25 protein-coding genes and 1 riboswitch are annotated in these 26,486 nt (G+C 29.2%); of the genes, 10 read left to right on the plus strand and 15 right to left on the minus strand.

Annotated features, from left to right (window positions below; genetic code table 11):
• The first annotated feature begins 27 nt into the window (after positions 1–27).
• The 4 genes from PG912_RS07330 (at position 28) to PG912_RS07345 (ending at position 2,467) form a co-directional block, all read left to right on the plus strand.
• The gene (locus PG912_RS07330; RefSeq protein ID WP_275687007.1) at positions 28–561 is read left to right on the plus strand and encodes a GNAT family N-acetyltransferase; all 534 of its coding nucleotides are present in this window, start codon (positions 28–30) and stop codon (positions 559–561) included.
• A gap of 119 nt (positions 562–680) precedes the next feature.
• Positions 681–1,130 (plus strand): GNAT family N-acetyltransferase, encoded by a 450-nt coding sequence (locus PG912_RS07335; protein WP_275687008.1) that lies wholly within the window; start codon positions 681–683, stop codon positions 1,128–1,130.
• Between the two features lie 171 nt (positions 1,131–1,301).
• Positions 1,302–1,655: a DoxX family protein gene (locus tag PG912_RS07340; protein ID WP_275687009.1), complete on the plus strand. Its 354-nt coding sequence runs from the start codon at positions 1,302–1,304 to the stop codon at positions 1,653–1,655.
• A gap of 56 nt (positions 1,656–1,711) precedes the next feature.
• Positions 1,712–2,467, plus strand: coding sequence for an SDR family oxidoreductase (locus PG912_RS07345; protein ID WP_275687010.1), 756 nt, complete (start codon positions 1,712–1,714; stop codon positions 2,465–2,467).
• 115 nt (positions 2,468–2,582) lie between these two features.
• Here the strand turns inward: PG912_RS07345 and priA are convergent, their stop codons facing one another.
• Positions 2,583–5,030: a replication restart helicase PriA gene (gene priA / locus PG912_RS07350; RefSeq protein ID WP_275687011.1), complete on the minus strand. Its 2,448-nt coding sequence runs from the start codon at positions 5,028–5,030 to the stop codon at positions 2,583–2,585.
• Positions 5,031–5,200: 170 nt separating this feature from the next.
• Here priA and PG912_RS07355 point away from each other — a divergent pair, with 170 nt between their 5' ends.
• Positions 5,201–6,064 carry an alpha/beta fold hydrolase gene (locus PG912_RS07355; RefSeq protein WP_275687012.1) on the plus strand — a complete coding sequence of 288 codons (864 nt, stop codon included), beginning with the start codon at positions 5,201–5,203 and terminating at the stop codon, positions 6,062–6,064.
• A 316-nt stretch (positions 6,065–6,380) separates the two neighbouring features.
• Here the strand turns inward: PG912_RS07355 and PG912_RS07360 are convergent, their stop codons facing one another.
• Together PG912_RS07360 and PG912_RS07365 are read right to left on the minus strand one after the other, a co-directional pair.
• On the minus strand, positions 6,381–6,599 hold the full coding sequence (locus tag PG912_RS07360; protein ID WP_275687013.1) for a VF530 family protein: 219 nt from the start codon (positions 6,597–6,599) through the stop codon (positions 6,381–6,383).
• A 30-nt stretch (positions 6,600–6,629) separates the two neighbouring features.
• Complete coding sequence (locus tag PG912_RS07365; protein WP_275687014.1) at positions 6,630–7,175, minus strand: TlpA family protein disulfide reductase; 546 nt, start codon at positions 7,173–7,175, stop codon at positions 6,630–6,632.
• Positions 7,176–7,313: 138 nt separating this feature from the next.
• On the opposite strand from PG912_RS07365, the gene gcvT reads away from it, so the two are divergent.
• Positions 7,314–8,396 carry a glycine cleavage system aminomethyltransferase GcvT gene (gcvT, locus tag PG912_RS07370; protein ID WP_260586061.1) on the plus strand — a complete coding sequence of 361 codons (1,083 nt, stop codon included), beginning with the start codon at positions 7,314–7,316 and terminating at the stop codon, positions 8,394–8,396.
• A 70-nt stretch (positions 8,397–8,466) separates the two neighbouring features.
• On the opposite strand, the gene PG912_RS07375 is transcribed toward gcvT, so the two are convergent.
• The 4 genes from PG912_RS07375 to PG912_RS07390 are packed head-to-tail and all read right to left on the minus strand — an operon-like array spanning position 8,467 to position 12,758.
• Positions 8,467–9,579 (minus strand): efflux RND transporter periplasmic adaptor subunit, encoded by a 1,113-nt coding sequence (locus PG912_RS07375; RefSeq protein ID WP_275687015.1) that lies wholly within the window; start codon positions 9,577–9,579, stop codon positions 8,467–8,469.
• A 34-nt stretch (positions 9,580–9,613) separates the two neighbouring features.
• Positions 9,614–10,834 carry an ABC transporter permease gene (locus PG912_RS07380; RefSeq protein ID WP_260586063.1) on the minus strand — a complete coding sequence of 407 codons (1,221 nt, stop codon included), beginning with the start codon at positions 10,832–10,834 and terminating at the stop codon, positions 9,614–9,616.
• 2 nt (positions 10,835–10,836) lie between these two features.
• Positions 10,837–12,066: an ABC transporter permease gene (locus PG912_RS07385; RefSeq protein ID WP_275687016.1), complete on the minus strand. Its 1,230-nt coding sequence runs from the start codon at positions 12,064–12,066 to the stop codon at positions 10,837–10,839.
• 2 nt (positions 12,067–12,068) lie between these two features.
• Entirely contained in the window at positions 12,069–12,758 is a 690-nt protein-coding gene (locus PG912_RS07390) for an ABC transporter ATP-binding protein (protein WP_260586065.1), read from the minus strand.
• Between the two features lie 140 nt (positions 12,759–12,898).
• Here PG912_RS07390 and PG912_RS07395 point away from each other — a divergent pair, with 140 nt between their 5' ends.
• Positions 12,899–13,315 (plus strand): thiol-disulfide oxidoreductase DCC family protein, encoded by a 417-nt coding sequence (locus tag PG912_RS07395; RefSeq protein WP_275687017.1) that lies wholly within the window; start codon positions 12,899–12,901, stop codon positions 13,313–13,315.
• Between the two features lie 69 nt (positions 13,316–13,384).
• Here the strand turns inward: PG912_RS07395 and PG912_RS07400 are convergent, their stop codons facing one another.
• Positions 13,385–15,262 (minus strand): TonB-dependent receptor plug domain-containing protein, encoded by a 1,878-nt coding sequence (locus PG912_RS07400; protein ID WP_275687018.1) that lies wholly within the window; start codon positions 15,260–15,262, stop codon positions 13,385–13,387.
• Positions 15,263–15,352: 90 nt separating this feature from the next.
• Positions 15,353–15,551, minus strand: a riboswitch (cobalamin riboswitch).
• A gap of 58 nt (positions 15,552–15,609) precedes the next feature.
• Between PG912_RS07400 and PG912_RS07405 the strand changes: the two genes are divergently transcribed.
• Together PG912_RS07405 and PG912_RS07410 are read left to right on the plus strand one after the other, a co-directional pair.
• Positions 15,610–16,728 carry an ABC transporter substrate-binding protein gene (locus tag PG912_RS07405; protein ID WP_275687019.1) on the plus strand — a complete coding sequence of 373 codons (1,119 nt, stop codon included), beginning with the start codon at positions 15,610–15,612 and terminating at the stop codon, positions 16,726–16,728.
• Between the two features lie 64 nt (positions 16,729–16,792).
• The gene (locus PG912_RS07410) at positions 16,793–18,010 is read left to right on the plus strand and encodes a cyanophycinase (RefSeq protein WP_275687020.1); all 1,218 of its coding nucleotides are present in this window, start codon (positions 16,793–16,795) and stop codon (positions 18,008–18,010) included.
• A gap of 108 nt (positions 18,011–18,118) precedes the next feature.
• Here the strand turns inward: PG912_RS07410 and PG912_RS07415 are convergent, their stop codons facing one another.
• From PG912_RS07415 to PG912_RS07445, 7 genes are all read right to left on the minus strand, one after another.
• A complete protein-coding gene (locus PG912_RS07415) occupies positions 18,119–18,727 on the minus strand; it encodes an alpha-ketoglutarate-dependent dioxygenase AlkB family protein (protein ID WP_275687021.1) in 609 nt (202 codons plus the stop codon).
• Positions 18,728–18,788: 61 nt separating this feature from the next.
• Entirely contained in the window at positions 18,789–19,964 is a 1,176-nt protein-coding gene (locus tag PG912_RS07420; RefSeq protein WP_275687022.1) for a hypothetical protein, read from the minus strand.
• Between the two features lie 70 nt (positions 19,965–20,034).
• Positions 20,035–22,482, minus strand: a complete 2,448-nt coding sequence (locus PG912_RS07425; RefSeq protein WP_275687023.1) for a M1 family metallopeptidase — start codon at positions 22,480–22,482, stop codon at positions 20,035–20,037.
• A gap of 122 nt (positions 22,483–22,604) precedes the next feature.
• Positions 22,605–23,204, minus strand: coding sequence for a DUF4252 domain-containing protein (locus PG912_RS07430; RefSeq protein ID WP_260586078.1), 600 nt, complete (start codon positions 23,202–23,204; stop codon positions 22,605–22,607).
• A gap of 74 nt (positions 23,205–23,278) precedes the next feature.
• Complete coding sequence (locus PG912_RS07435; RefSeq protein WP_275687024.1) at positions 23,279–23,809, minus strand: DUF4252 domain-containing protein; 531 nt, start codon at positions 23,807–23,809, stop codon at positions 23,279–23,281.
• Positions 23,810–23,855: 46 nt separating this feature from the next.
• The gene (locus PG912_RS07440; protein ID WP_275687025.1) at positions 23,856–24,326 is read right to left on the minus strand and encodes a hypothetical protein; all 471 of its coding nucleotides are present in this window, start codon (positions 24,324–24,326) and stop codon (positions 23,856–23,858) included.
• Positions 24,313–24,822: an RNA polymerase sigma factor gene (locus PG912_RS07445; protein WP_260586081.1), complete on the minus strand. Its 510-nt coding sequence runs from the start codon at positions 24,820–24,822 to the stop codon at positions 24,313–24,315. Before PG912_RS07445 ends, PG912_RS07440 begins: the two co-directional genes overlap by 14 nt.
• 160 nt (positions 24,823–24,982) lie before the next feature.
• On the opposite strand from PG912_RS07445, the gene PG912_RS07450 reads away from it, so the two are divergent.
• Positions 24,983–26,434, plus strand: coding sequence for a S41 family peptidase (locus tag PG912_RS07450; protein WP_275687026.1), 1,452 nt, complete (start codon positions 24,983–24,985; stop codon positions 26,432–26,434).
• The last annotated feature ends 52 nt before the right edge of the window (positions 26,435–26,486 follow it).

Consider the following 26,486-nt stretch of genomic DNA (forward strand, 5'->3'; position numbering starts at 1 on the left):
TTTAAAAGAACAAAAACTAAATTTTGAATGATAGAAACTGAACGATTAATTTTGAAACCATTAACCTACAATCAATTAGTTAAATATATTAAATGCGATAATTCTTTAGAAACTGAATTAAACCTAAATGAAACTTCAAGAACAATAAATCCTGAATTAAAAGAAGCATTTGAGCAAACAATTCTTCCTAATGTGGCTAACAAAAGTAAAAACTATTTGTATTCTACACTTTGGACTGCTATTTCAAAAACAGAAAATAAAATGGTAGGAGATTTATGTATTATTGATGAGCCAAATGCTAATGGAGAAATTGAAATTGGGTATGGAACTTATGAGGAGTTTCAAAATAAAGGTTACATGACAGAAATAGTTAGTGGAATACTAAAATGGGTAAAAACTCAAGTAAAAGTAACAGCGGTAATTGCTTCAACTAACAAAATTAATACTGCTTCTTTTAAAGTTCTAGAGAAAAATGGTTTTATTAAAACTGGAGAAACAGTAGCGCTATTCAACTGGAAATCAAAAACAAAACAAATAGTAAATTGTCAACAATGCATCTAAAAAAGTAGCAGTTAAGAATTAAACTTAAAGCTTGGTTCTTTCCTGCTATTTTTTAAATCTGAAGAAAAATCAGGTTTTAATTTGTATTTTCACGTATATACATTCGCTGAAATTAAAATATGAAAAAAGAAATAGATACAATAAATAAGACTGAATATCAGGAAGTAATAAATGTTTGGGAATCTTCGGTTAGAGCAACACACAACTTTTTAAGTGAGGAAGATATTGCATACTTTAAGCCACTAATCTTAAATACATATTTGGATGCAGTTGAATTACGCTGTATTAGAAACAATAAAAAAGAAATAGTTGGTTTTCTTGGTGTTGCTGAGCAGAATTTAGAAATGCTATTTATTTCTCCCAAATATAGAGGTAAAAAAATAGGTAAAACATTATTAAATTATGCTATTAATAATTTAAATATTACCAAAACTGACGTTAATGAGCAAAATGAACAGGCAGTTGGGTTTTACAAATATTGCGGATTTGAAACAAAAGGACGTTCTGAATTTGATTCCTCAGGTAAACCCTACCCAATTTTACATATGGAATTAAAAGAATACAATTAACTCCTAAGAAATTCCACACGAATTAATTGCCTTTTCTAACCTATCTCTATTCAATAATATTAAGATAACATGAAACCATTAATTGTATTACTGTTAAGCTTTACAATCACGATTTTTCTAATTATTTTTTTTAAGAAAGAATATAAATTTGCTTTATCAGCAAGAACTGCAATGGCTATAATACTTGTATTTACTGCAATTGGACATTTTATCTTTACAAAAGGAATGTCAATGATGATTCCTAAATTAATTCCTTTTAAAGAAAGTTTTGTTTATTTAACAGGAATCTTTGAGATACTCTTAGCAATAGGCTTATTAACACCTAAATTTCAAACAATATCTGGTTGGTTACTTATTATCTATCTCCTACTAATGTTACCTGCTAACATATATGCTTCAATGAATAATGTGAACTATAAAAAAGGGACATTTGACGGGAAAGGCATTATATATTTGTTGTTTAGAATTCCTTTACAAATTCTATTTATTGCATGGACATATATCAGTGCAATCCGATTTTTTTAATCAAAAATTCAGTGATTTAAACTATTAATCCTAATTTAAAAAACTAAAAATTCGAAATGAAATTTATTAATAAAACGATACTTATTACAGGAGCAAGTAGAGGTATTGGAGCTTCAACTTCCTTATTAGCAGGAAAGAAAGGATATAATGTCTGTGTCAATTTTTTAAACAATGACCATTTAGCTAATAACATTGTTAATGAAATCAAATCACAAGGAGGAAAAGCAATTGCATATAAGGCCAATATTTCTATTGAAAAAGGAGTAATACAATTATTCAAAAAAATTGATAAGGATTTTGGTAAAATAGATGCATTAGTTAATAATGTAGGTGTTTTGGATAAACAATCAAAAGTTGAAAATTTAGAATTGGAACGTCTTCAAAAAACATTCAACTATAATGTTATAAGCTATTTTTTATGTTGCAAAGAAGCAATAAAAAGAATGTCTTCAAAAAATGGAGGAGCTGGAGGAGGAATAGTAAACGTTTCTTCTATTGCTTCAAAAACAGGAGCTCCAAATGAATATGTTGACTATGCTGCATCAAAAGCAGCAATTGACGCGCTAATTATTGGCCTCTCTAAAGAAGTTGCTAATGAGAAAATAAGAGTAAATGCGGTACGTCCTGGTTTTATTTACACAGATATTCACATAGATGGTGGTGAACCAAATAGAGTAGATAGAATAAAAGAAGAAATCCCTATGAAACGTGGTGGTAAACCAATTGAAGTTGCCCAAGCAATTTTATGGCTACTCTCTGAAAAGTCTTCTTTTTCTACAGGTATTTTTATTGATATTACTGGTGGTGTATGAAAAACTACTTCCAACAAAATGTATAATTAATTACTAGTTTTAGATTGGTTTGTATTTGCTAAACTAGGGGATTAAAACACACAACAAACCATATACAAACACGCTATCAAAACCTCTAATACGCATCAACATCAATAATAAAACGGATTGGTCTAAAATCTTTAACCGCTTCAAAAGTATTTCTGATTTTAGTTATTTGCTCTTTGGTTTTTCCTAACGATTGTTTTGGTGGAATTTTAATTACTAAGTTTTTAATATATAAGTTTCGAACACGAGAAACAGCTGGAGCTGTTGAATCCAAAACATTTTCTTGAAACACATTTTGTAACGACTTTGCTAGCCAATTCACCCCATTTTCTACACGATTGTAATCCTTGTGTTTTAATGTAATTTTTATCACTCTATAATACGGTGGATATTGAAATTGCCAACGTTCTTGTAACTGTTCTTTATACATTTCTGTATAATTTGTCGTAGAAACCTGTTGTAAAATTTGATGATACGGATTATATGTTTGTATGGCTACTTTACCTTGTTTTTTACTTCGCCCTGCCCTACCCGACACTTGTACCATTAGTTGATAAGCTCTTTCATGCGCTCTAAAATCCGGAAAATTAAGCATAGAGTCGGCACTTAAAACACCTACTAACGATACGTTTTCAAAATCTAGTCCTTTTGATAACATTTGTGTTCCTACCAAAATATCAATTTCCTGCGCTTCAAAAGCGCCTATTATTTTTTGATATCCGTATTTACCACGAGTAGTATCTAAATCCATTCTTCCAATTTTATACTTCGGAAAAAGTTCTTTTAGTTCTAATTCAATCTGTTCTGTTCCAAAACCTTTCGTGTCTAGTGTCGCGCTACCGCAAGCTCCACAACTATTAGGCATTGATCGTTGATAACTACAATAATGGCATTTTAATTCACGTCGGAACTTATGAAACGTTAAACTTACATCACAATTTGGGCATTCAGGAGAAACTCCACAAGTGGTACACTCTACAACAGGTGAAAATCCGCGACGATTTTGAAACAAAATAACCTGTTCTTTTTCATCCAATGCTTCAGTAATCATTTTTAATAAACGATCAGAAAAATGACCTTTCATTTCCTTTTTTCGATGTTTTTCTTTTACATCAATCAACTCAATTTTTGGCAATTGAATATTACCAAAACGCCTATTTAGTTCAACAAAACCATATTTATTTTGTTTTGCATTAAAATAACTTTCTAAGGATGGTGTTGCAGAACCTAATAATACTTTTGCTTGATGTAAATGCCCTAAAACGATGGCAGAATCTCGTGCATTATAACGAGGCGAAGGCTCAAATTGTTTATACGAACTTTCGTGCTCCTCATCAACAACTATTAATCCTAAGTTATTAAAAGGTAAAAAACCTGAAGAACGAGCTCCTAAAATAATTTGCGCTTTGGGTTTATTTTCTAACACATTATTCCAAACCTCTACACGCTCATTCATTGAATATTTTGAGTGGAATACTGATATAAAACTCCCGAAATAACGTTGTAAACGTGTAATTATTTGTGTTGTTAAAGCTATTTCGGGTAATAAAAACAATACTTGCTTTCCTTCTGCAATAACTTCTTTTATCAGTTTTACATAAATTTCTGTTTTACCAGAACCGGTAACTCCGTGCAAAAGCGTTACATTTTGAGTATCAAAAGAGGTTTTTATTTCATTAAAAGATTGCTGCTGAAATTCGTTTAATTCTTTTATTTGGTTGGTTTCACCTTTAAAATTAATTCGATCTGTTTGAATTTCATAAAACTCAAAAATATCTTTGTCAACCAACGCTTTTATTACTGTGGATGAAGTGCCTGATTTGTCTTCTAATTCCTTACTCTTTATTGGTTTTTTAGAAACTGATAACTGAAAATAAGTCAATACTGCTTCTCGTTGTTTTTTTGCTCTAGAAAGCGCTTCTAACAAACTCTGCAAAGCTTCGTTTGAGGTGTATTTCGAATTTAAACGAACATATTTTACCAATTTAGGTTTATAGGTTTCGTAAATTTCTTCTTTAATAAAAGCAGCTTCTTTGTTTATCAATCCATCAATAATAGGTAACACCGTTTTCTTACCTAAAATATCCGATACTTGATGAATAGTTAATTGTGAATGATTATGTAACGCTTCAAAAATTAAAAATTCTTCATCAGTTAAACTTGTTTCATCAGTAAAAGTTTCGTTTTTATAAATAATCGTTTCACTTTCTAATAAAAATGCCGATGGCAATGCTGCTCTATACACGTCTCCTAAAGAACACATATAATAACTAGAAATCCATTCCCAATGTTTTAATTGAGGCTCTGTTACAATAGGTTTTTCATCTAAAATTTGATGAATATCTTTTGCTTCGTATAATTCTGGCGCATTTTGATGAATATTAAACACCAACGCTGTATAAATTTTACTTTTACCAAAAGAAACAGCCACGCGCATTCCTTTTTTAAGGAATGAAAACTCTGTCTCATTTACCGAATAAGTAAATGTTTTTTTTAACGGAATTGGTAATATAACGTCGATGAAATATGGTGTCACTTCGAGTGATTTTATGATTGAAATGAGTAAAATTATATCGAGAAGTTTTATATTCTATTCTTGATAAAATTTTAATTTTCTCTTATCCGTTCAAATAAATTTTACTCGAACTGACAAATTCAAAACTACACAAAAATCACTACATTGTAAACAGAAAAATAAAGGTATTTATGACTTCATTAGAATGGAAAGCAAAAGGGAATATTATTAGAATTAATGATCGAGATATTTTTGTTATTGATGAAGGAAATCATAATAAAACATTAATCATTTTACACGGATACCCTACTTCGTCTTTTGATTATTATAAGGCGTTGCCTTATTTAACTAAAAAATATCGAGTGATTATTCACGATCATTTAGGATTTGGTTTCTCTGATAAGCCTTTAAATTATTCCTATTCTTTAATTGAGCAAACGGATATTGCTTTATTACTTTGGGAAAAACTATGTTTACAAAATGTTACTTTATTAGCACACGATTACGGAACAAGTATTGCTACCGAAATTATTGCGCGTTCCAATATAAATCAAGCAAATATTACGATAGATAAATTGATTTTATGTAACGGAAGCATGCATATTGAATTGGCTAAACTTAGAACAATTCAGAAATTATTAAAAAGTAAAATTACAGGTAAATGGGTTGCTAAATTGGCGAATCAAGCTCTTTTTAATCGAAATATCAGGAATATCTATTTTGATAAATCTAAGGTTTCTCAAGAGGAATTAAACGAAATGTGGTTTCAAATTAACCATAATAACGGGCGAAAAGTGATACATTTATTAAGTAATTACATTAACGAGCGTTATTATTTTTGGCATCGTTGGATTGGTGCTTTAACACAAACTAATATTACAACAAAAATTGTTTGGGCTACTCACGATCCTATTGCTGTAAAAGCTATTGCTACACAATTACAGAACGAAATCCCTAATAACGAGTTGTTTTGGTTAGATAACACAGGACATTTCCCGATGCTTGAAAATCCGAAAGAATGGAGTGAATTGGTTTTAAAAGATGAAGTTATTTAGCTTCTAAATGAAATTTATTAATGATAGACTCAATGCGTCAAACTGAACTTGTTTCAGGTTCTCATAACAATTAACAAGCTTCCTATCTGATGTGATTCCGAAATAAATTCGGAATGACGCTTAAAAATAATAGTATGAATAAAATTAACTTCTCACTTCTAAATGAAGATTATTCTTAATTATTCGTTATTAACGATAGACCAAATACGTCAACCTGAACTTGTTTCAGGTTCTCATAACAAATGACAAGCTTTCTGTCAGATGTGATTCCGAAATAAATTCGGAATGACGCTTAAAAATAATAGTATGAATAAAATTAACTTATAAATTTTAAATATAAGTTTTCAACTTTAGTTCTAGCCCAAGGAGTAGTTCTTAAGAACTTTAAACCAGATTTGTAAGTAGGATTATTTTTAAAAGCATTAATCTTTAAAATTTCACCTAATTCTTCCCAACCATATTCTAAATACAGTTCTTCTAACATGGTAGCTAATTTTATTCCGTGAAGCGGATTATTGGGTTGTTCTTGACTCATAGTATGTTTAAAACAACAAAAGTAAAGTTTCTACTTGATTAATTCGTCTAATAATTCTCTAACTTTAGCACTATTCCAATTTGCTGCACCTTTTTTATCGGTAACAATGTTTCCTTTTTTATCAATAATAAAAGTAGCAGGAATCGAATTACTTTTTAATTGCCCTGGAGTTTTACTCAACGTATTATAGGTTGGTAAATTATAATTGTTTTTGATGTAAAAACCATCAATCGTATTCCAATCTTCATTACTTATAAAAACAAAGGTTACTTTGTCTTTATAATCATCATATAATTTTTGAATGCTTGGCATTTCTGCAATACAAGGAGGACACCAAGTTGCCCAAAAATTTATGAAAACAACCTTATTTTTGGTTTCATTAAAATCAATATTCGCCGTATTTAATCCTTTTAAGTTCCAGTTGTAATCCGTTAATTTTTCTTGTTTATCATTAGTAATAACCGAAGGTGAAAAAGAAATCAACCTTATAAAATATACTTTCGTTGGCGGATACAATAGCAAACCTATTATAATTACAAATACAATATTAGAAATCGTTTTTTTGGTAAACTTCATTACTAGTTATTTAAGACTCCTCAAATGTACTACTCTTCTCGATTATTTACTTCTTAAAATATTAAATTGAATGACACTATTTGTTTGTCATATTTTCAATATTTTAGCAGTACTTTTTATAAAACAAACAACATTAAAATGAAAAATACTGCATTAACACATATTCATGAAGCTTTAGGCGCTAAAATAGTTCCGTTTGCTGGTTACAACATGCCTGTACAATATGAAGGTATCAATATAGAACACGAAACTGTTAGAAAAGGAGTTGGTGTTTTTGATGTAAGTCACATGGGTGAGTTTTTCTTAAAAGGAGAAAATGCGTTGGCTTTAATTCAGAAAATTGCTACTAACGATGCTTCTAAATTAGTACCAGGAAAGGCACAATATAGTTGTATGCCAAATGCTGATGGTGGAATTGTAGATGATTTAATCATTTATATGATTGCCGAAAATGAGTATATGTTAGTGGTAAATGCTTCTAATATTGAAAAAGATTGGAACTGGATATCTAAACATAACGATTTAAAAGTTGAAATGGAAGATCGTTCTGACGATTGGTCTTTATTAGCTATTCAAGGTCCAAAAGCTGTTGAAGCAATGCAATCTTTAACGTCTGTAAACTTATCTACTATTAAGTTTTATACATTTGAAATTACTGATTTTGCTGGAATACCAAACGTAGTTGTATCTGCAACAGGTTATACAGGTTCTGGAGGATTTGAGATTTATGTTAAAAACAAAGATGTTGAACAACTTTGGAAAAAAGTTTTTGAAGCTGGTGCTGATTGGGGAATTAAACCGATTGGTTTAGCAGCTCGTGATACCTTGCGTTTAGAAATGGGATATTGTTTATATGGTAATGATATTGATGATACTACTTCGCCTTTAGAAGCTGGTTTAGGTTGGATTACAAAGTTCACGAAAGACTTTGTAAATGCTGAAGCTTTAAAAGCTCAAAAAGAAGCTGGTGTTACTAAAAAACTAGTTGCTTTTGAATTAACAGAACGTGGTATTCCTCGTCATGATTATGATATTGTTAATGCTGATGGAACTAAAATAGGTCGTGTTACCTCTGGTACAATGAGCCCTTCATTAGGAAAAGGGATTGGTTTGGGATATGTTACCAAAGAACTTTCGAAAGTAGATTCTGAAATTTTTATTCAGGTTCGTAAAAAACAAATTCCAGCAAAGGTGGTTAAATTACCTTTTTATAAAGGATAATTAAACATTTTATATATAAAAAAAGCAACTCAAATGAGTTGCTTTTTTTATGTTTGAATACTAACTAATTTTAGTTATTCTCTTTTTTATCTTCTTCTTTAGAAACTTTGTTCCAAACTTTTATTTCATCTTCTGCAGTTACACCTTCAAGTATTTCTACATTTACTCCATCAGATAATCCTAATTTGATATCTTTTCTTTCAAATTTCTGTTCTCCCGTTTTAATTTCAATATATGGCTTTTCAGTTTTTCTATCAAATTGTAATAACGCTTCTTTTATAGATAAAACACTATCTCTTCTTGCTAAAACTATTTCAGCATTTGCACTATAACCCGCTCTAATGAAATGAGAATCATCTAAAGTAACATCCGCTTTAATTTTAAATTGAACTGCTCCTCCTTCATCTGTTCCTTTTGGAGCGATAAAGTTTAATACAGCTGGGAATTTTTTATCTTCAATAGCTCCTAAAGCTACTTCAATATTTGTTCCTTTAACCAACTTACCTACTTCTGATTCATCAACCTGACCTTCAAAAATCATTTTAGTCATATCAGCAATACGAGCAATAGTTGTACCTGCATTAAAATCATTTGTTTGAGTAACTTGATATCCTTTCTTTACTGGAATTTCAACAATCATACCAGAAGTTGTAGCTCTAATACTTGTATTTGCTGCATTCCCTAAACCAGAAGTTGTTCCTTTTTTGATGATATCCATATCAGATCTTGCGTTCGATAAAGATAAGTTTGCATTGTTATAACTCAATTCAGAGTTTTCAAATGCTTGACGAGAAATTACTCCTTTTTCAAAAAGTTTTTTATTTCTATCAAATTGAACTTTTGCATTATTAAAAGATAGTCTTGCGTTTTTAACACTTCCGTTAGCTCTATTTAATGAAGCTACATTTGGTACTACTCTTACAGTTGCTATTAAATCTCCTGCTTTTACAATTGCTCCTTCTTCAACTAAAATCTTATCTACAATTCCAGCTATTTGAGGCTTAATTTCAACTTCTTCTAAAGGAACTACTTTACCAGTAGCTACACTTTTCTTAACGATAGTTGCTTTAAATGCTTTTTCTGTTTTATACTCTATTGGTGAAGCGCTATTCTTCTTTCCAAACCATATTAACACTACGATTAATGCTAACGCTATTCCGCCAAAGATGATTACTTTTTTCATTTGTTTTTATTTATATTCTTGTTAATTGACTTTTTTATTCTTCTCTTAATGCTTCAATTGGTTGTATAATTGTAGCCATGTATGCTGGTATAAATCCAATAAAAGTTCCTAATATTATTAACACTGCATAGGCTATTAATACAATTGGAATATTTACTGTTGGATTTGTTAAAATATCTGCTGAATCAATCAACATTAAAATTAACCCTCCGGCAATAATACCTAATGAACCTGCTAATAATGTTAAGAAAATTGATTCTAATATAATTTGTTGACGTATTTTTATAGGTGTTGCTCCTAATGCTCTACGAATACCAATTTCTTTGGTACGTTCTTTTACCGTAATTAATAAAATATTACCAATAGCAAAAACTCCTGCAATTAATGTTGCAATACCAACAAACCATGTTAAAAACTGCATTCCAGTTAAAAACCCTGTTACTTTTGCGATTTCTTTACCTAAGTTAAACCCGTTAAAAGCGCGGCTATCATCTGGGTGAATTTTATGAATGTTTTTTAATAATCCTTTAACATCTGTTTCAACTTGCTCAATATCAAAACCTGCTTTACCAGTAACCATCATCCATTGAAATTTGTTACCCGAATTATAGACTAAACGGAAGGTACTAAACGGAATATGTATGTTGTTACCACCACCACCAATTCTACCTGGTTTATAAACACCTACGACTTTATAACCGATATTGTTTACTTTTAAATAAGTACCTAAAACCTCTTCTTCTTTATCGTATAATTGTTCATAAACATCATCACTAATAACACAAACTTTTTTGTTTTCGTTGATATCATTTTGATTGATAAAACGACCTTCAATTAAGTTTTTCTTTTGAACTTTATCTAACAAAGGATAATCTCCAAAAATAGTAAGATTTGCCGTTCTTATCCCTTTAACAACTAAACCACCCGTAGCATTTCTTGGTACTACAAATTCTATTCCTTCAATTTCTGATTTAATTTTTTCAACATCATCTATTGTCAACTGAATTTGTCTTCCTTCCTGAAAACCTTTAAAAGCTTTTGATGTTCTACCACCCGCCATAAAAACACTATTGGTTGCAAAATCACCAAACATGCTGTTAAAACCGTTTTCAATTCCTTTGGCGGCTCCTAATAATCCTACAAGAAGTAGAATTCCCCAAAAAGCTCCAAAAATTGTAATTGCAGTTCTGGTTTTATTTTTACGAATACTTTCGTAAATTTCTTGCCATACATCTTTATCAAATAGAAATTTCATAATTAATCTGCTCTTAAAGCTACTATTGGTTTAATTTGTGCTGCTCTTTTTGCTGGTAAATACCCTGCAATAACTCCTGCTAATATCAATGTTATAGTAGCTCCTACTACAACTGGTTTTGATACTCCTGGGTTTAAAATAAAATACTTTTCTAAACTTGATCCAACGAGTTCTAAAATACCTACTCCAATTACCAATCCTAAATATCCTGCTAAAGCGGTTATTAAAATTGATTCTAACATAATCATTGTTATAATAGAACTTGGTTTAGCTCCTATGGCTTTTCTAATTCCTAATTCCTTAGTACGTTCTTTTACAACGTATACCATAATATTACTAATACCTACCACTCCTGCAATTAAAGTTCCTAAACCAATTATCAATATCAAAATACCTAAACCAACCATCATACTTGATACTTGTTTATTATCTGATGCATAATTGTTTACTCTAATTCCTCTTTGATCGTTTGGATCTATTTCATGTTTCTTTTTTAATTCACGAAGCATTTGACTTCCAAATGCAATAGCTTCATCAATACTTAATTTAGGATCGTATGTTAATCCAAAATCACCTATATGGTCGTTATTTCCATAAATTTGTTGCATTGTGGTAAATGGTGTGTAAATGTATCGTTCATCGCTATCACCTCCTGGATCAGAAAAAACACCGATAACTTTATACATAATTCCGTCAATGTTTAACTGCTTACCAAAAGCACTTAATTGACCGAATAAATCTTTTTCAACCATACGCCCAATAACAATAACTTTAGATCTTTCTTTTAAATCTCTAAAATTTAAAAAACGTCCTTCTGTTATTTCTGCAGATTCTAAAATATCATATTCAGGATATACGCCTCTAATTGTATAATTGTCTTCTTCTGTTTTATATACAACTTTTGATCCTCTTTGGATACGCGGACTAATCATTTGAATTTTATCAGAGTACTTTTCTTTTAAAAATTCAAAATCATCATTTTTAAATTGAACTCTTCTTCCTACCTGATGCCCTTTATAAGCTTTAGTAGTTCTGTTTGAACTAATATAAATTGAATTTGTTGCATCTGATGCAAACTGTTCTTTAAACGTATTTTGAAGTCCGTTACCAATACCAAAAAGTAAGGTAAATAATAAAATAGCAAAGGAAACCGTAAAACCTGACAATATAGATCGTAGTTTATTTTTGCTAATGCTTTGAAAAATTTCTCTCCAAGTATCTAAATCAAACATAATTATATTGCTTTAGCATTGGTATACTCGTCACTAATAATAACACCATCTTTTAAACGAACAATTCTATTGGTTTGCTCTGCTACTTCTTCTTCGTGCGTAATTACAAAAACGGTCATTCCTTCATCATTAATTTCTTGTAACAAATCCATAACAGAATCTGTTGTAGAAGAATCTAATGCTCCTGTTGGCTCATCGGCTAATACCACTTTTGGCTTGGTTGCTAATGCTCTTGCAATCGCTACACGTTGTTTTTGACCTCCCGAAAGTTCATTTGGTAAATGATGTGCCCAATCTTTTAACCCTACTTTTTCAAGGTAATTTAAAGCAATTTCTAAACGTTCTTTTCTTGCAACACCTTTATAGTATAATGGCAAAGCAACATTTTCTAACGCCGTTTTGTATGATATTAAGTTAAATGATTGAAAAATGAATCCTAAAAATTTATTACGTAAGATGGCGGCTTTTTTCTCATTTAAATTTTCAATTAATTCTCCATTTAAATAATACTTTCCCTCATCATGAGTATCTAATAAACCTACAATATTTAATAAGGTAGATTTTCCAGAACCTGATGATCCCATAATCGATACAAATTCACCTTCCTTTATATGTAAATCTAATCCTTTTAAAACATGAAGTGAGTCTTTTCCTATTGGATAAGATTTGTGTAGGTTTTCTATTTTAATCATAGTATTAGTTAATTTTTATATCAAAATAAATATTGATTTTTTCTTTAAATCTTTATTTACTTTCTTACTAGACGCTTCTTGTTTGATAATGTTACACTAATTATCTATATTTTTGTTTTAATTTTAATTAAACTACTTAAATGATTGATTTACCTAAGGATAAGCAACTTATTTTATTTGACGGAATTTGTAACTTTTGTAATAAATCGATATTAATGATTATTAAACACGATACTGAAAACAAGTTTATTTTTGCGTCTTTACAATCTGATATAGGAAAAGAAATTATAGCAAATCTAGCTATTGATACTTTAAAAATTGATTCTATTATTTTATATAAACCAGGTATTGCTTATTATATAAAATCAACTGCGGCTATAAAAATTATGAATCAATTTAATGGCTTATGGATAATTTCTTATTTATTATGGATTTTCCCAGAAGTTATCCGAAATGTTGTATATGATTTTATTGCTAAAAATCGTTATAAATGGTTTGGTAAAAAAGCGCAGTGTATGATTCCTACAAAAGAAATTCGAGCTAAATTTTTATCATAAAAAAAATCCTACCAATTAAGGTAGGATTCTTTCTTTTTCTTTTTTATAAATATGCAATTCTCCCGCTGTTTAAAACCTAACTTTTAATCCTAAATTATAATTTCTACCTCTAGCTGTATAAGCATTTACATCTTGAAAGTTTTCATTCAGTAAATTAGTCACACTTCCAAAGAATGTTACTTTATCTTTTATTACTTTGTGGTTTATGAAAAAGTCAATAATACTATAAGAATCTAAAATTCCTCCAAAAGTTTCTCTCTCACCTGTATACCTGTATGCTGCATTTACAAAAGTCTTTGAAGCCAATTGATAATTAACACTTGCTCCAAATTTTTGTTTTGGTAAATTAATTATACTTACTCCTCCTTTAAAATTAACGTAAGTATAATCAGCTAAAATTGATAGTTTTTTTAAAGGTTTATAAATAACTCCTGCTTCAATACCTTTTAAATTAAATGTTCCAATATTATTTAAATACCTTCCTGCACTATATGCAACTTTGTCTGTTTCCTCTCTATAAAAATAAGTAGCGTTTAAAGTTAAATTATCTAAAACATCAAATTCAAAACCACCTTCAATAGTAAAATCTTTTTCTGGTGTTAATTCGTCTATATTATCCGCTCTATTAAAAATCTCAGTTAAAGTTGGTGTTATAAATGCGGTACCGTAAGAAGCAAATAATTTTAAATTTTTATCCTCTAAAATTTCAAAATTATAAGATGGGTTAATATTATAAACAAAATGATTTCCATATTCATTATGAATATTCATACGAACACCACCATTTACATTAAATCCAAAATCAGAATTATAGTTTAATGATACGTAAGGGTCATAAAAATGTTGCTTTGCTGTACCTTTAGCTATATTACTATAAGATGTTTCTTGTAACATATCTTGATACTGTGCCGTAATTCCTGTTAAAAAAGAAAACTGATTAGAAAGTCTATAACTATTAAACACATCAAATCCTTTTACTTCTCCTTGATAAACACTTTTCGAAGACGAGTTAGACTCTCTATCTATTTCAGTATAAAAAGCTCTTGCTTTTAACTCTCCTTTTGCATATTTAAAATCGGTACTAAAAACAGCTCTATTCTGTTTACCTCCAGAAACATAATCAGCATCTTCAGGTGGATAAGAAGAATCAAATTCGTTATTAAATTCATTAAAACTTCCTTGAATACCTACTTTAACTTTATTATTAATTTTATAGCCAATTTTTAATAAAGCATTTTGACGGTAAAATTTATCTTCCTTATTTGCTTTACTGTTTAAGCTTTCAATTGCAGATAAACCAGATGAGCTATTTGAATTTAAACCTAATAAATAAGTTACCTTATCTACTTTACCTTTAAAATTAAAGTTAGCTTGTAATTCATCTCCTGCAAATGTTGTGTGTTCTGCTGATCTATTACTACCTAATGATGTTGTAAATGTCCCTTCGAACTCTTTTTTAGACTCTTTCTTTAAAATAATATTAATTACTCCTGCTGCTGCACCAGAACCATATAAAACTGAAGATGCTCCTTTTAATACTTCAATAGATTCTATTTGGTTTAAATCTAATTGTCTTAAATCAAAGTCTCCAGCAATAGATGATGGATCATTAACATTAATACCGTCTATTAAAACCGCAGTTTGTTTATTTCTACCGCCTCTAATATAAACACCTAAATTTTGTCCTCTATTACTTTGAGATCCATTAATTTCAATACCAGGAATTTCATTTAACAATTGTGTTAACGATTTTCCTTGTCTTTCTTCAATCTCTTTTGTTGTTAGTTTGTAAACTATTTTACCAACATTTTTTTTACTCATCTTTGTTTTAGTTGCAGTTACAATAACTTCATCTAATTCTTCGATTTTCTCCTGCTCTTGAGCAATAATTTTTGTGCTTGCAAATAATGTTGCAATAGCACCAACAATTAATAATTGTTTGTTCATTTTTAATGATTTAATTTTTACAATTAATCAGGTAAATTTCGTGTACGATACAAAATAGTAATAAGTACAGTAACCTTTATCCCGAAAGTTTTACTTTTTTTGATTTTGGCAGGTCTCCTGACTTACGTCTTGTAACTTACCTTCCCATTTTAATAAAAAACAGTGGTAAAAGTGATAGTTACAAGCTTTATAGCTTACAGTTGCGGGAACAGTTTTGGATTTTAACCAAATTCCCTTTTAATTTCTTTAAGAAGATTTCTTTAAGAAAACCAAATTCGCGGCAAATGTAGTTTAAAAATTGGTATTACAAAATAGTTTTGTATCCTTGTTGCAAAAATATAAAAATGATGAGTGTTACTTTTTTAAAAAAATATGTATTCTTTATACTTTGCATATTGATAACTTCCTGCAAACCAAAAAACAAAGTAGAAAACCCTAGTAAAAACAAAACTAAAAGTAGTATAACTCATGCTTTAGGTTTTAACTTAATTGAGAAAGAAAACTCAACGACACTTATTATAAAAACACCTTATCCAAACGCTAAAGAAACATTTACTTATAGTTTAGGTGCTGAAAATACAGATATAAAAACTCCCATTAATAAAATAGTAGTTACTTCAACCACTCATATTCCTGTTTTAGAATTATTAGGTAAAGAAAAAACTTTAATTGGTTTTCCGCACACTAAATATGTTTCTTCAGAAAAAACAAGAGCTTTAATTGATAGCGGTTTTGTACGTGAACTTGGTAAAGAACAATCTTTAAATACCGAAATTTTATTAGATATTAAACCTGATTTAGTTGTCGGTTTTTCGATGGGTAAAACAAACAAAACACTAAACACAGTTAAAAACGCTGGAATCCCAGTAATTATTAATGGAGATTGGTTAGAAGAAACACCGCTTGGTAGAGCTGAATGGGTAAAGGTTTTTGGTGCTTTATATAACAAAAGTAAAAAAGCAGACAGCCTTTTTAATGCCATAAAAAACAATTATTTAGAGGCTATAGAAATTGCAAAAAAGGCAACAAAACAACCTACAATACTCTCTGGTGCAATTATGAGTAAAGATATTTGGAACTTACCAGCAGGCGAAAGTTTTGTAGCACAATATTTAAAAGATGCTAATCTTAATTATTTATGGAAACACACCAAAGAAAAAGGGAGTTTATCGCTAAGTTTTGAAAGTATTTTAGACAAAGGAAAAGAAGCTGATTTTTGGATTGCTCCTGGTTATTTTACTTCTAAAGAACAAATGTTAAATAGTAATAAACATTATGCTGAATTTAAAGCTTTTAAAAATGATAACATATATTCACCTGCTTTGAAAAAAGGAAAAACTGGTGGTGTTTTATATTTTGAATTAGCGCCTACTCGACCTGACTTAGTTTTAAAAGATGTTATAAAAATTACACATCCTGAATTGTTACCTAACTATAAATTAACCTTTTTCGAAAAAATGAAATAAGTTTAGTTTAATACTTTATTTAATCTATAAAACTAAAGTTATTATAAAAAATATTCTGTATCGCATGAAAATTAGTAAAAACCAATTAAAATTTCACGTATTTTTATCAATATTTTCATTTCTGATTTTACTTTTTTCTTGTCAAGACACAGTTAATAAATCGACTAAAACCGAATCTATTGGTCCAAAAAATGGTGCATTATTAATTGGTGGTGGTGGAATGACTGATGAAATGTGGCAAGTATTTTATGATTTTGCTGGCGGAAAATCGGCAAAACTTGTCATAATTCCAACCGCTTTTGATGAAAACTCGATAAACTACGATCCAGAATTTAAAATTTTAAAAAGGCAATTTACTAGTCGTGGATTTGAGGACATTCAATTTATGCACACAAGAGATACTTTAGTCGCAAATAGTGATGAATTTATACAACCTTTAAAAAATGCCACAGCAGTTTGGTTAACTGGCGGAAGACAATGGCGAACTGCAGATGCATATTTAAATACAAAAACTCACTTTGAGTTAAATAACCTTCTAAAACGTGGTGGAATTATTGGCGGACATTCAGCTGGTGCATCTATTCAGGGTTCTTATTTAGTAAGAGGTGGACGAGATTTAAATGGTAATTATAAAATAATTAGCAATTCAGATGTAGGATTTGGATTTGTTACCAATACGGCTTTTGATCAACATCATCTTGATAGAAATAGACAATATGATATGTTTGATTTATTAAAAATTAAACCAAAATTATTAGGTATTGGTATAGATGAAAATACAGGAATTTTAGTACAAGGAAATGAATTTCAAGTTATAGGTAATAAATTTGTATCAATTTATGACAATACATTTTGGTCGCCTTTTTTCAATAAAATTGATACACTTGAAAAAGGAAAGAATAAATTTTATGTCTTAAAAAATGGTGATAAATACAATCTTAAAAAGCGAAGAATTCAACTAAATAAATTCTTAAAACCAAAAAAACTTACTTCTAACCAACAAAATGAATATCTAGGTACTTATTTGTTTGAGAAAAGTAAAGTTTTCTGGAACAACATCATAATTGAAAATGATACTTTAAAATTCCAAATTGTACGTAGAAATATTGTTAGAGATCCAATTCCTATTTATGCTTACAAAAAAGATTTATTTTTTGATACAGATGCAGAATTATGGTTTCACTTTGAGCGAGATAGCTTAGGTAAAATTATTAGTTTTGATAAAAAAACACATAAGTTTATAAACGGTATGAATCAAAAATTTAACAAAATTTCAAAATAAAAACTATGCACTAATAACATAAGTATTTAAAAATAAAAAACTGTTCCCGTTGCTAAAAATTCAATGACTTCCCTTTCTGTACTAACCTTAATTTAATAGTTAACTAACCTATTTTTCAATAGTTCGAAAAGTTAAATTAATTCGTGGTCGGTGTATTTTTTTTGTGGGTGGTAAACGATGTAACCAATGCTTTTGTGTTTCGTCTTTCATCACCAATAATGAACCATGTTCTAATACTTTATAAACCGTTTCTTTGGTTTCTTTATGTTTAAAACCAAACTTACGTTCGGCACCTAAACTTAAAGATGCAATGGCTCCTTGTTCTTTTAAATCTCGTTCACCATCACTATGCCAAGCCATTCCTTCAGATCCGTCGTGGTATAAATTTAACAAGCAAGAATTGTAGGTTTCGTTTGTTTGTTTTTCTACCAATTCTTTTAATTCTAACAATTCATTCGTAAAAAGTAATGCCCTTTTAGTACTGTTTGAATAAGAATAATCAAAAGAACTTTCTGCATACCAAGCTACCTTTCTTTTAGTAAATATTTGTTTTCCAAATATAATAGCTTCATCATTTTTCCATTCTATGCTATTTAAAAGAGTATTATAATAAGTATCAGCTTTTAATCTTGATAAAACTATTCCGTAGTAATTTACAGTTCCATCTTTGGGAAGTAAGTTTTGAGGAAAATCATTAAATTGTGAGAATAAATCCATCGATTATAAAAATAAAAAACTCCCGCTTAAAACAGGAGTTTTCATAGTATTTATTTAAAAACTAATTTCTAAATTTATTTCTTGTAATAATATGCTTTAATTTCTCTTTTAAATCGCTACCAGTATCATATACCATCTGTTCGTTAGATGGAAAACGTACAGATTTTAACTTTGTTAAATTCAAATAATTGTTATCTAACGCTCTTCTATCACCTTTATAATTTGCATATACATGTTCAAAAACAAACTCACTTTGAATAGGAAAACTTTCTATTAATTGATTGTTTGAATTCTGATAATATTTTACAACTCCAATAACTTTACTACTCTTATATTGCGTAAATCGATATAATTGACATCTGATTTTTCTAAATTTATCAACTTTAATTTTATTTCCTAAACTATCTTTTACGTAAACTCCTTTGTTGTTTACTAAATATTTAAAACCATCTTTAAGTTGTTTTTCTTTTATAATTTCTTTTTCATGAATTTGTTCAGGAGAAATTTTAATTTCTCTAAGGTTTAATTCTAAATCAAAATCATATCTAATTTGCTTGTTTTTTTGTGAATGATATACGGTCCATAAATTATTTAATCCATACGTATCCATCGCTAACAAATCGTCTTCTAACCTTCTTGGTATTATTTGATCTGTTTCATTACTTACTGATAAAAAAACATAATCAGTACCTTTAATATGGGCTTCTTCAAGTAAATCTCTAGTATTTTTATAATTCGAACTAATTTTATCTAAATATTTTAATTCATCATAAGCTCTTCTATAATTTATCTTATTTCTAACTCCAGATTTTAACAGAGCTACACCATTTTCATATAAATAGTTCGCATAATTTTCTTTAGATTGTAGAATTTCATTATCATAATTCGTTAATTTAAAATTTACATTTTTTAACGGTAATAAAGGTTTTATCTTTTCTTGTCTATTATTTAAACGATGATATAAGTTATAAATGGTTTCAAGATTTTCTGCATTATCTTCTTTTTCTAAAAATGAAATTCTAGAAAGATCTCTATCACTTGCTTTTTTAAAAGCATTGTGAAGCATTACAACGTATGGTTGATTTTTTTCTTTATACTTATTTTTCGCTAAGTTTTTAACCGACAAAGAAATTGCCTTGTCATAATCACCAGTATTAATTGCCTTTTCAGTCGTTTTTATACTGTTGCAAGAAAAAAATATAAGTATTGAAAATAATAGTAAAGTAGTTTTTTTCATAAAATTTAGTTTTGTTAGAATAGACAATTATTATGCCAACAACATAAGGTTTTATTTATTTTCTGATTGTTTATTCTAATAATTTTGCCATAGCAATTTTAACTATTTCAATATTAATTATCTTGTTAGATAGGTTTGCTTTTTTTTGTTTTTGTGCTACTTGCCTTAACAAATTTACGCCAACTTTATCAAAATTATATTGCTTATACTGAATTCCTTTAGCCACAATATCATTTGCTAAATTCTTAATAGCTTCGGTATTATTACTTATCGCTATTTTATCGTAAGCTTTTTTATATAAAGATTGTATTTTTTTATTCTGACTTAAATACATTCCCGACATAACATTGCTTGCTATAAAGTTTAACTCATCATCATCATTTTCTTCTAAATAAATACGAGTTAAAGGCGTTGCTATAATTTTTTTAACTTCAATTGGTAATGTTTTCGATTTTTTAATAGCTAATGTTTTGTCTACATAATACATTCCTACTAATGATTTTCCTAAAACAGCATATGATTTACTTTGCAATCCTTTTTCGAAAACCATTTTCAGTTCAGGATCTGTTAATTTACCTAAAGTTTCAATTGCTGCTGCTTGTACTAATGTTTTAGGATCGTTCATTGCCAACAATTTTATCTTCTCAATCACTCTTTTTTTAGAGTTCTTATTTACTAAGTTGATGTTTTTTAAAGCTAATAATCTAATTTTATAAAAATCATCATTCATTGCATTAGCAATTGCATCAAACGCTTTTTTATCATCCTGATATCTAGCTACCTCAACTAAAGCTTCTTTTTTATGCATAAAATTATCAGCATATTTTAATTGATGAATATAATCACTCAATATTTTATTCTCTCTTATGTCACATAACAAAACTCCATCTGCATTTACCTGAATTAAATTAGGTTGTTTTATATATGGAAATGAAAATGATGCGTCTTTACCATCTACAAAAACAGTATAACGTGTGCGCTTACTTCCTTCAAAAATATCAATAGCAAAAGGAAATTTAAATTCATTTTCTTGATTCTGGATAATATTTACTGTTACCGTTTTTCTTAATTTATTAAAATCGCAAGAAATTTCTAACTTCGGATGCCCACTATTAAAATACCATTGATTAAAAAACCAATTTAAATCTTTTCCGCTTATTTCTTCAAAAGCCAAACGCAATTGATGCGCTTCTCCGGTACTATATTTATGAGTAGTTAAATAGTTGTTTAATCCTGCATAAAATGCTTCATCTCCTAAATAATTACGCAACATATGTAAGATTGCGCCACCTTTATTGTAGCTAACCCCGTCAAACATATCTTCTTTATCGTGATAATTAAAACGGACTAAATGTTTATCAAAATTCTGACCATTTTTATATCCTTCAACATCCTCTAACAAATGTGCATCTGCATCGTTTTTTCCATATTTGTATTCGCGCCATAAATATTCACTATAATTAGCAAAACTTTCATTTACAGTTAAATTACTCCAACTTTCAGCAGTTACTAAATCTCCAAACCAATGATGAAAAGCTTCGTGAGCAATGGTATTTTCTTGTATGTTCTCATCAATTAACTGCCCTGGCATCTGATAAGCATTTTCACCATGAATAACGGCTGTTGTATTTTCCATCGCACCACTTACGTAATCACGCCCAACAATTTGTGCATATTTATTCCACGGATATTCTATTCCAGTAATTTTTGAAAAGAATGCTAACATTTCTGGTGTTTTTCCAAAAATATCTTTGGCATATGGCGCATATTTTTTTTCTACATAATAATCTACCGGAATATTCTTATAAGTGTCTTTAACAATCTCATATTCTCCTACTCCCATAAAAAATAAATATGGTGCATGTTTTTGTGTAAAATTCCAATAATCAGTTCTTGTTCCGTTTGTATTAGTTGTTTGATTTTCTAACTTTCCGTTTGATAGTGTTACGTATTTTGTAGGAACGGTAATATAAATTTCTTGTGATGTTTTCTGATTTGGTGCATCTATTGTTGGAAACCAACAACTACTTGCTTCTGTTTCTCCTTGCGTCCAAATTTGAGTTGGTTTATTTTTATCCAACCCAGTTGGATTTATAAAATACAATCCTTTGGCAGCTGTTATCGCTGCGCTTCCTTTTTGTTTTACTCTTTCAGGACGCGCTGTATACTTTATATATATCGTAAATTCTTCGTTTCGCTTATAAACACGAGGTAAATCGATTATTAACTTAAAATCATCATAATTATAGTCTAATGATTTATTATCTATTGTAATTTTATGAATAAGCATCGCTTTAGCATCTAACGTTACTTTAGCCGTTTCGTAAAAATGAGGTTTTATTGTTAACCATTCTTCACCGTTTAACTGCTTTTCTTTAAAGTTAAAATCAACTTTTAATTTAGTATGAATTAAATCGTGGACTTTATCTTTTTCTGCTCTATAAGTATTCTCTGATTGAGAAAACATTGTAAGCGTAAAAAGAGTTAGTATTAGTAGAAAGGTTTTTTGAAACTTCATAAAATATTTTCGTTTGAGCACCAAAAATAAGGAAATCTATTGGGAGGCTTGTTAATGAGGCGTTAAAAAGAAAGCGCCATCAAATATTTGATGGCGCTTTCTTTTCTGTTATTCTTAAAAACCTACTCTACAACCTCTTCGGTATGTACTTCAATAGCTTTTTTTTCTGTTTTATTGTTTATATTGATTCCTCCTAAAAGAGATTTAAACTTTCCTAAATCCATATCACTTCCATCAACTTTAGATTTCTGCATCATTTGCATAATCTTAGCAGGGTTCATGTTATCACCTAAAATACGTGCAATACCAACCCCCATTTCTTTACCATAACCAAAAGCTATAATTTCGTTGATAGCATCTGTTTTTCCTGAATAATAAATTGCAGCATGCATACCATCTTTCTTAAAATTGATTAACTTTTTATAATCTGAATTATTAAGAATTTCTTTTAATTTTCCTTTTTCTGCTTCGTACGTTGTTTCGTTAGTATCTTTATAAGGTAATCCTGTTATGTTTACTTTACGAATACTTTCAAACGCTTTTTTATCTTCTTCAGAAGCTTTATCCATACTTAATTGAAGTACACTTGCAGGAACATCTAAAGTTATAAATCCTTTTTTGTCTTGACTCTCTACTAAATAACTTTGTAATGAGGCTTCATTTTTACATGAAACAGTAACAAAAGCAACTAGTAATAATGAATATATAAATATTTTTTTCATTGTAGTATCTGTTTTATTAATTGATTAAAAACAGGGATAAAATTTTGGCTCTTACCCCTATTTTAAAAGTAATATTACTTGTTATTTACTTCAACCTTTACGTTTTTATCTTTTGAAAACGTTTCAGCTAGTTTCGACATTTTATTAATATCAATAGTTCCTGTTAAAGATACAATAACCGATTCTGCCCCTCCTTTTTTAGAACTTTTATCTTTTACAAACATTAAAACTTCGCTAACAAAATCTTTATTTTTTGTTGATTTCACATAAATTTTAACACGTGATCCTTTATCTTTCACTCGCATTAACTCTATTAGGTTATTCTTACTTACTGAAGATTTTACCATGTTTTCCATTTGTGCAGAAACAGCAGTATCATCTGTCGAAAATACTTTTAACTCTTTTAAGTCTTTTATCATATTAAAAACTTCCATGGCTTCATTGTCTCCAGAACCTACATTAAATTTAGATAGCATTTCAAAGGCATCTTTGTTTACTACAACAGATGATACTTCGTCAATATTTTCTAATTTATCAAACATTGATTGTCCAAAAGTTAAGTTTGCTGTGAATACGAATGCGAATATTATAATTATTTTTTTCATGATGTTTATTGTTTATTAAGTACTTGGTTTTACTTTTTTTTGATTATTAATTTACTTTGTTTATTACTTTATTTACTGTTTCTTCATAGGTATTTAAGTGAGCTAAGGCATCATTTCCTTTGTTTAAGTTTTTTGAAACTGCATATAATGCATCGTTTCCTTTGTTTAGATTAAATGAAACCATTTGCAATGCAGCTGTTACTTGTGCAAACTGTTTTCTTTGTTGATGCTCTTGATACTTTTGATTTCCCATAAATGCAGTAAATAGTAAAACTACTGATGCTGCTACCGATAACCATTTCCAGTTCTTCTTAGGTTTCTCAGGTTTTAACTGAATGGTTTTGGTAAAAGTTTCGTTTTTACTTTGTTTAAAATAACCAAACAACATACTATACTCTTGCAAATGTGCTGCCACATTACCTGAAGTAAAATACTCTTGTAGTATTTGTTCTTCTTGCAAAGTAGTTTCTGCGTTTAGATATTTTTCTACTAATTTCTCTATGTTAGCTAACTCCATAGTTGTGTTTTTTTATTAATTCTTCTCTTATTGTTTTTCTTGCTCTTGATAAGGCTACTCTAACAGCAGTTGGTTTCATATCCACCATTTTACATATCTCATCAAAATCATATTGTTCTATATCTCTTAATTGAATAATTGTTTTTTGTTGTTCAGGCAATTTCTCAATTAATTTGTGTACTAAACTTACACTATCGTTATACTCTACTTTTTTATCTAACGAAGTATCTTTTTCCTTATAATTACTATGAACCAATGTTAAATTACTTGCTTGTTTCGATTTTAAACGATCATAACAATAATTCTTTGTCATGGTCATTGCAAATGCTTCTACATTTTTATAGTCAGCCAATTTTTCTTTGTTTCGCCATAGCTTAAAAATTAATTCTTGCGTAGCGTCTTCAGCTTCTTCTGTAGAAACTAAAAGTCTTTTTGCTAAACGAAAGACTTTGTCTTTAAACGGTAACACAACTTTTAAAAAGTCTGATTGATTCATTGTTTAGTTAATTAGTTTTGTAAACTTAATAATAAAACCTCGTCTTATCTATCTGGTTTACATAACTACGACGACGGGGTTTCAAGTTTGTTACATCAAAAGTTAAAAAAAATAATATTATTGAGTAAATTGCGTTGATGTTATAGCTAATATATCCCTTATGAAATTACTTAAAGTCGTTCTTATTGTTCTTGTATCACTAACCATAGTATCTTGTACTAGTAAAGATGATACTCCTAATGATATTCAAATTCAAAATTTTGTTTGGAAAGGAATGAATGCTTACTACTTATGGCAAAATGAAATTCCTGATTTATCAGACAGACGTTTTAATAACAATAAAGAACTTTTTGGTTATTTAGATAATTATAATAACCCTGCAAATTTATTCTACAACTTATTATACACTCCTAATGAATATCCGAAGGATCCAAATAAAACCTATTCTTGGATTGTTGATGATTATATCGCCTTAGAACAATCTTTTGAAGGTACCCGACAAACTACAGGTATGAAAGTTAAAGGAGCCGATTATGCTGATGGTTCTGGTAAATATTATGTGTATGTATATGATGTGGTAAAAAATTCTGATGCTGAAACTAAAGGAATTGTTAGAGGAATGCTTATTACTGAAGTAAACGGAACACCTTTAACTAGAGCGAATGTAAACTCTTTATTTAGTGCAGATTCATTTACTGTACATTTAGCCGATTACAATGCCGGAAACCCTATAAGTAACGCAACTACAATAACATTAACAAAAGCAATTATAACAGAAAGCCCAATTAAAAAAACAACCGTTATTGTTGATGGCGGAAATACTATCGGTTATTTAATGTACAATCAATTTTCGAGTGATTTTGATGGAGATTTAAATACCGAATTTGCTAATTTTATGACAGCAGGAATTACCGACCTAGTAGTTGACTTACGTTACAACGGTGGTGGCTCTGTACAAACAGCCGTGTATTTAGGAAGTATGATTGCAGGACAAGGTAATGATGAGTTGTTCTCAAAACAAATTTGGAATAACAAAGTAATGGCTGGTAGAGAGCCAAGCGATTTCATTGATAATTTCACAGATAAAATTTTAAATAAAGATAGTAACGGTAGCATTGTTTTAGATGAAACCATTAATAATTTAAACTTAACTACGGTTTATTTTATTGTTTCTGAAAACACAGCTTCTGCATCCGAATTGGTTATAAATGCATTATCACCTTATATTAACGTAAAATTAGTAGGAACTCAAACCTACGGAAAACATGTAGGTTCTATAACATTATATGACTCTGAAAATTTTTCTAAAAACGGACCTAATTTTAAAACTAATCATGCTTGGGCAATGCAACCAATTGTTTTAGAAATACAGAATAGCAACGGAGAAAATAAACCCGAAGGTTTTATTCCTGAAGTAATAATGGAAGAAGACCCTGGTAATTTAGGCGTTTTTGGTGATCCTACAGAGCCTTTATTAGAAAGAACAATACAATATATTACCACAGGAGCAAAAGGATTTCCTTTAGCTAAAAAAAGAACTGCTATTTATTCGTCATGGAACTCATCAATGAATTACCCTGACTATAATAATATGTATATTGATTTAAAGTAAATCTACTTCGTAAAGCTGAACTTGTTTCAGGCTCTCATCATAACATAGATTA

It is taken from the genome of Tenacibaculum retecalamus (assembly GCF_027941755.1).
GTDB lineage: Bacteria > Bacteroidota > Bacteroidia > Flavobacteriales > Flavobacteriaceae > Polaribacter > Polaribacter haliotis_B.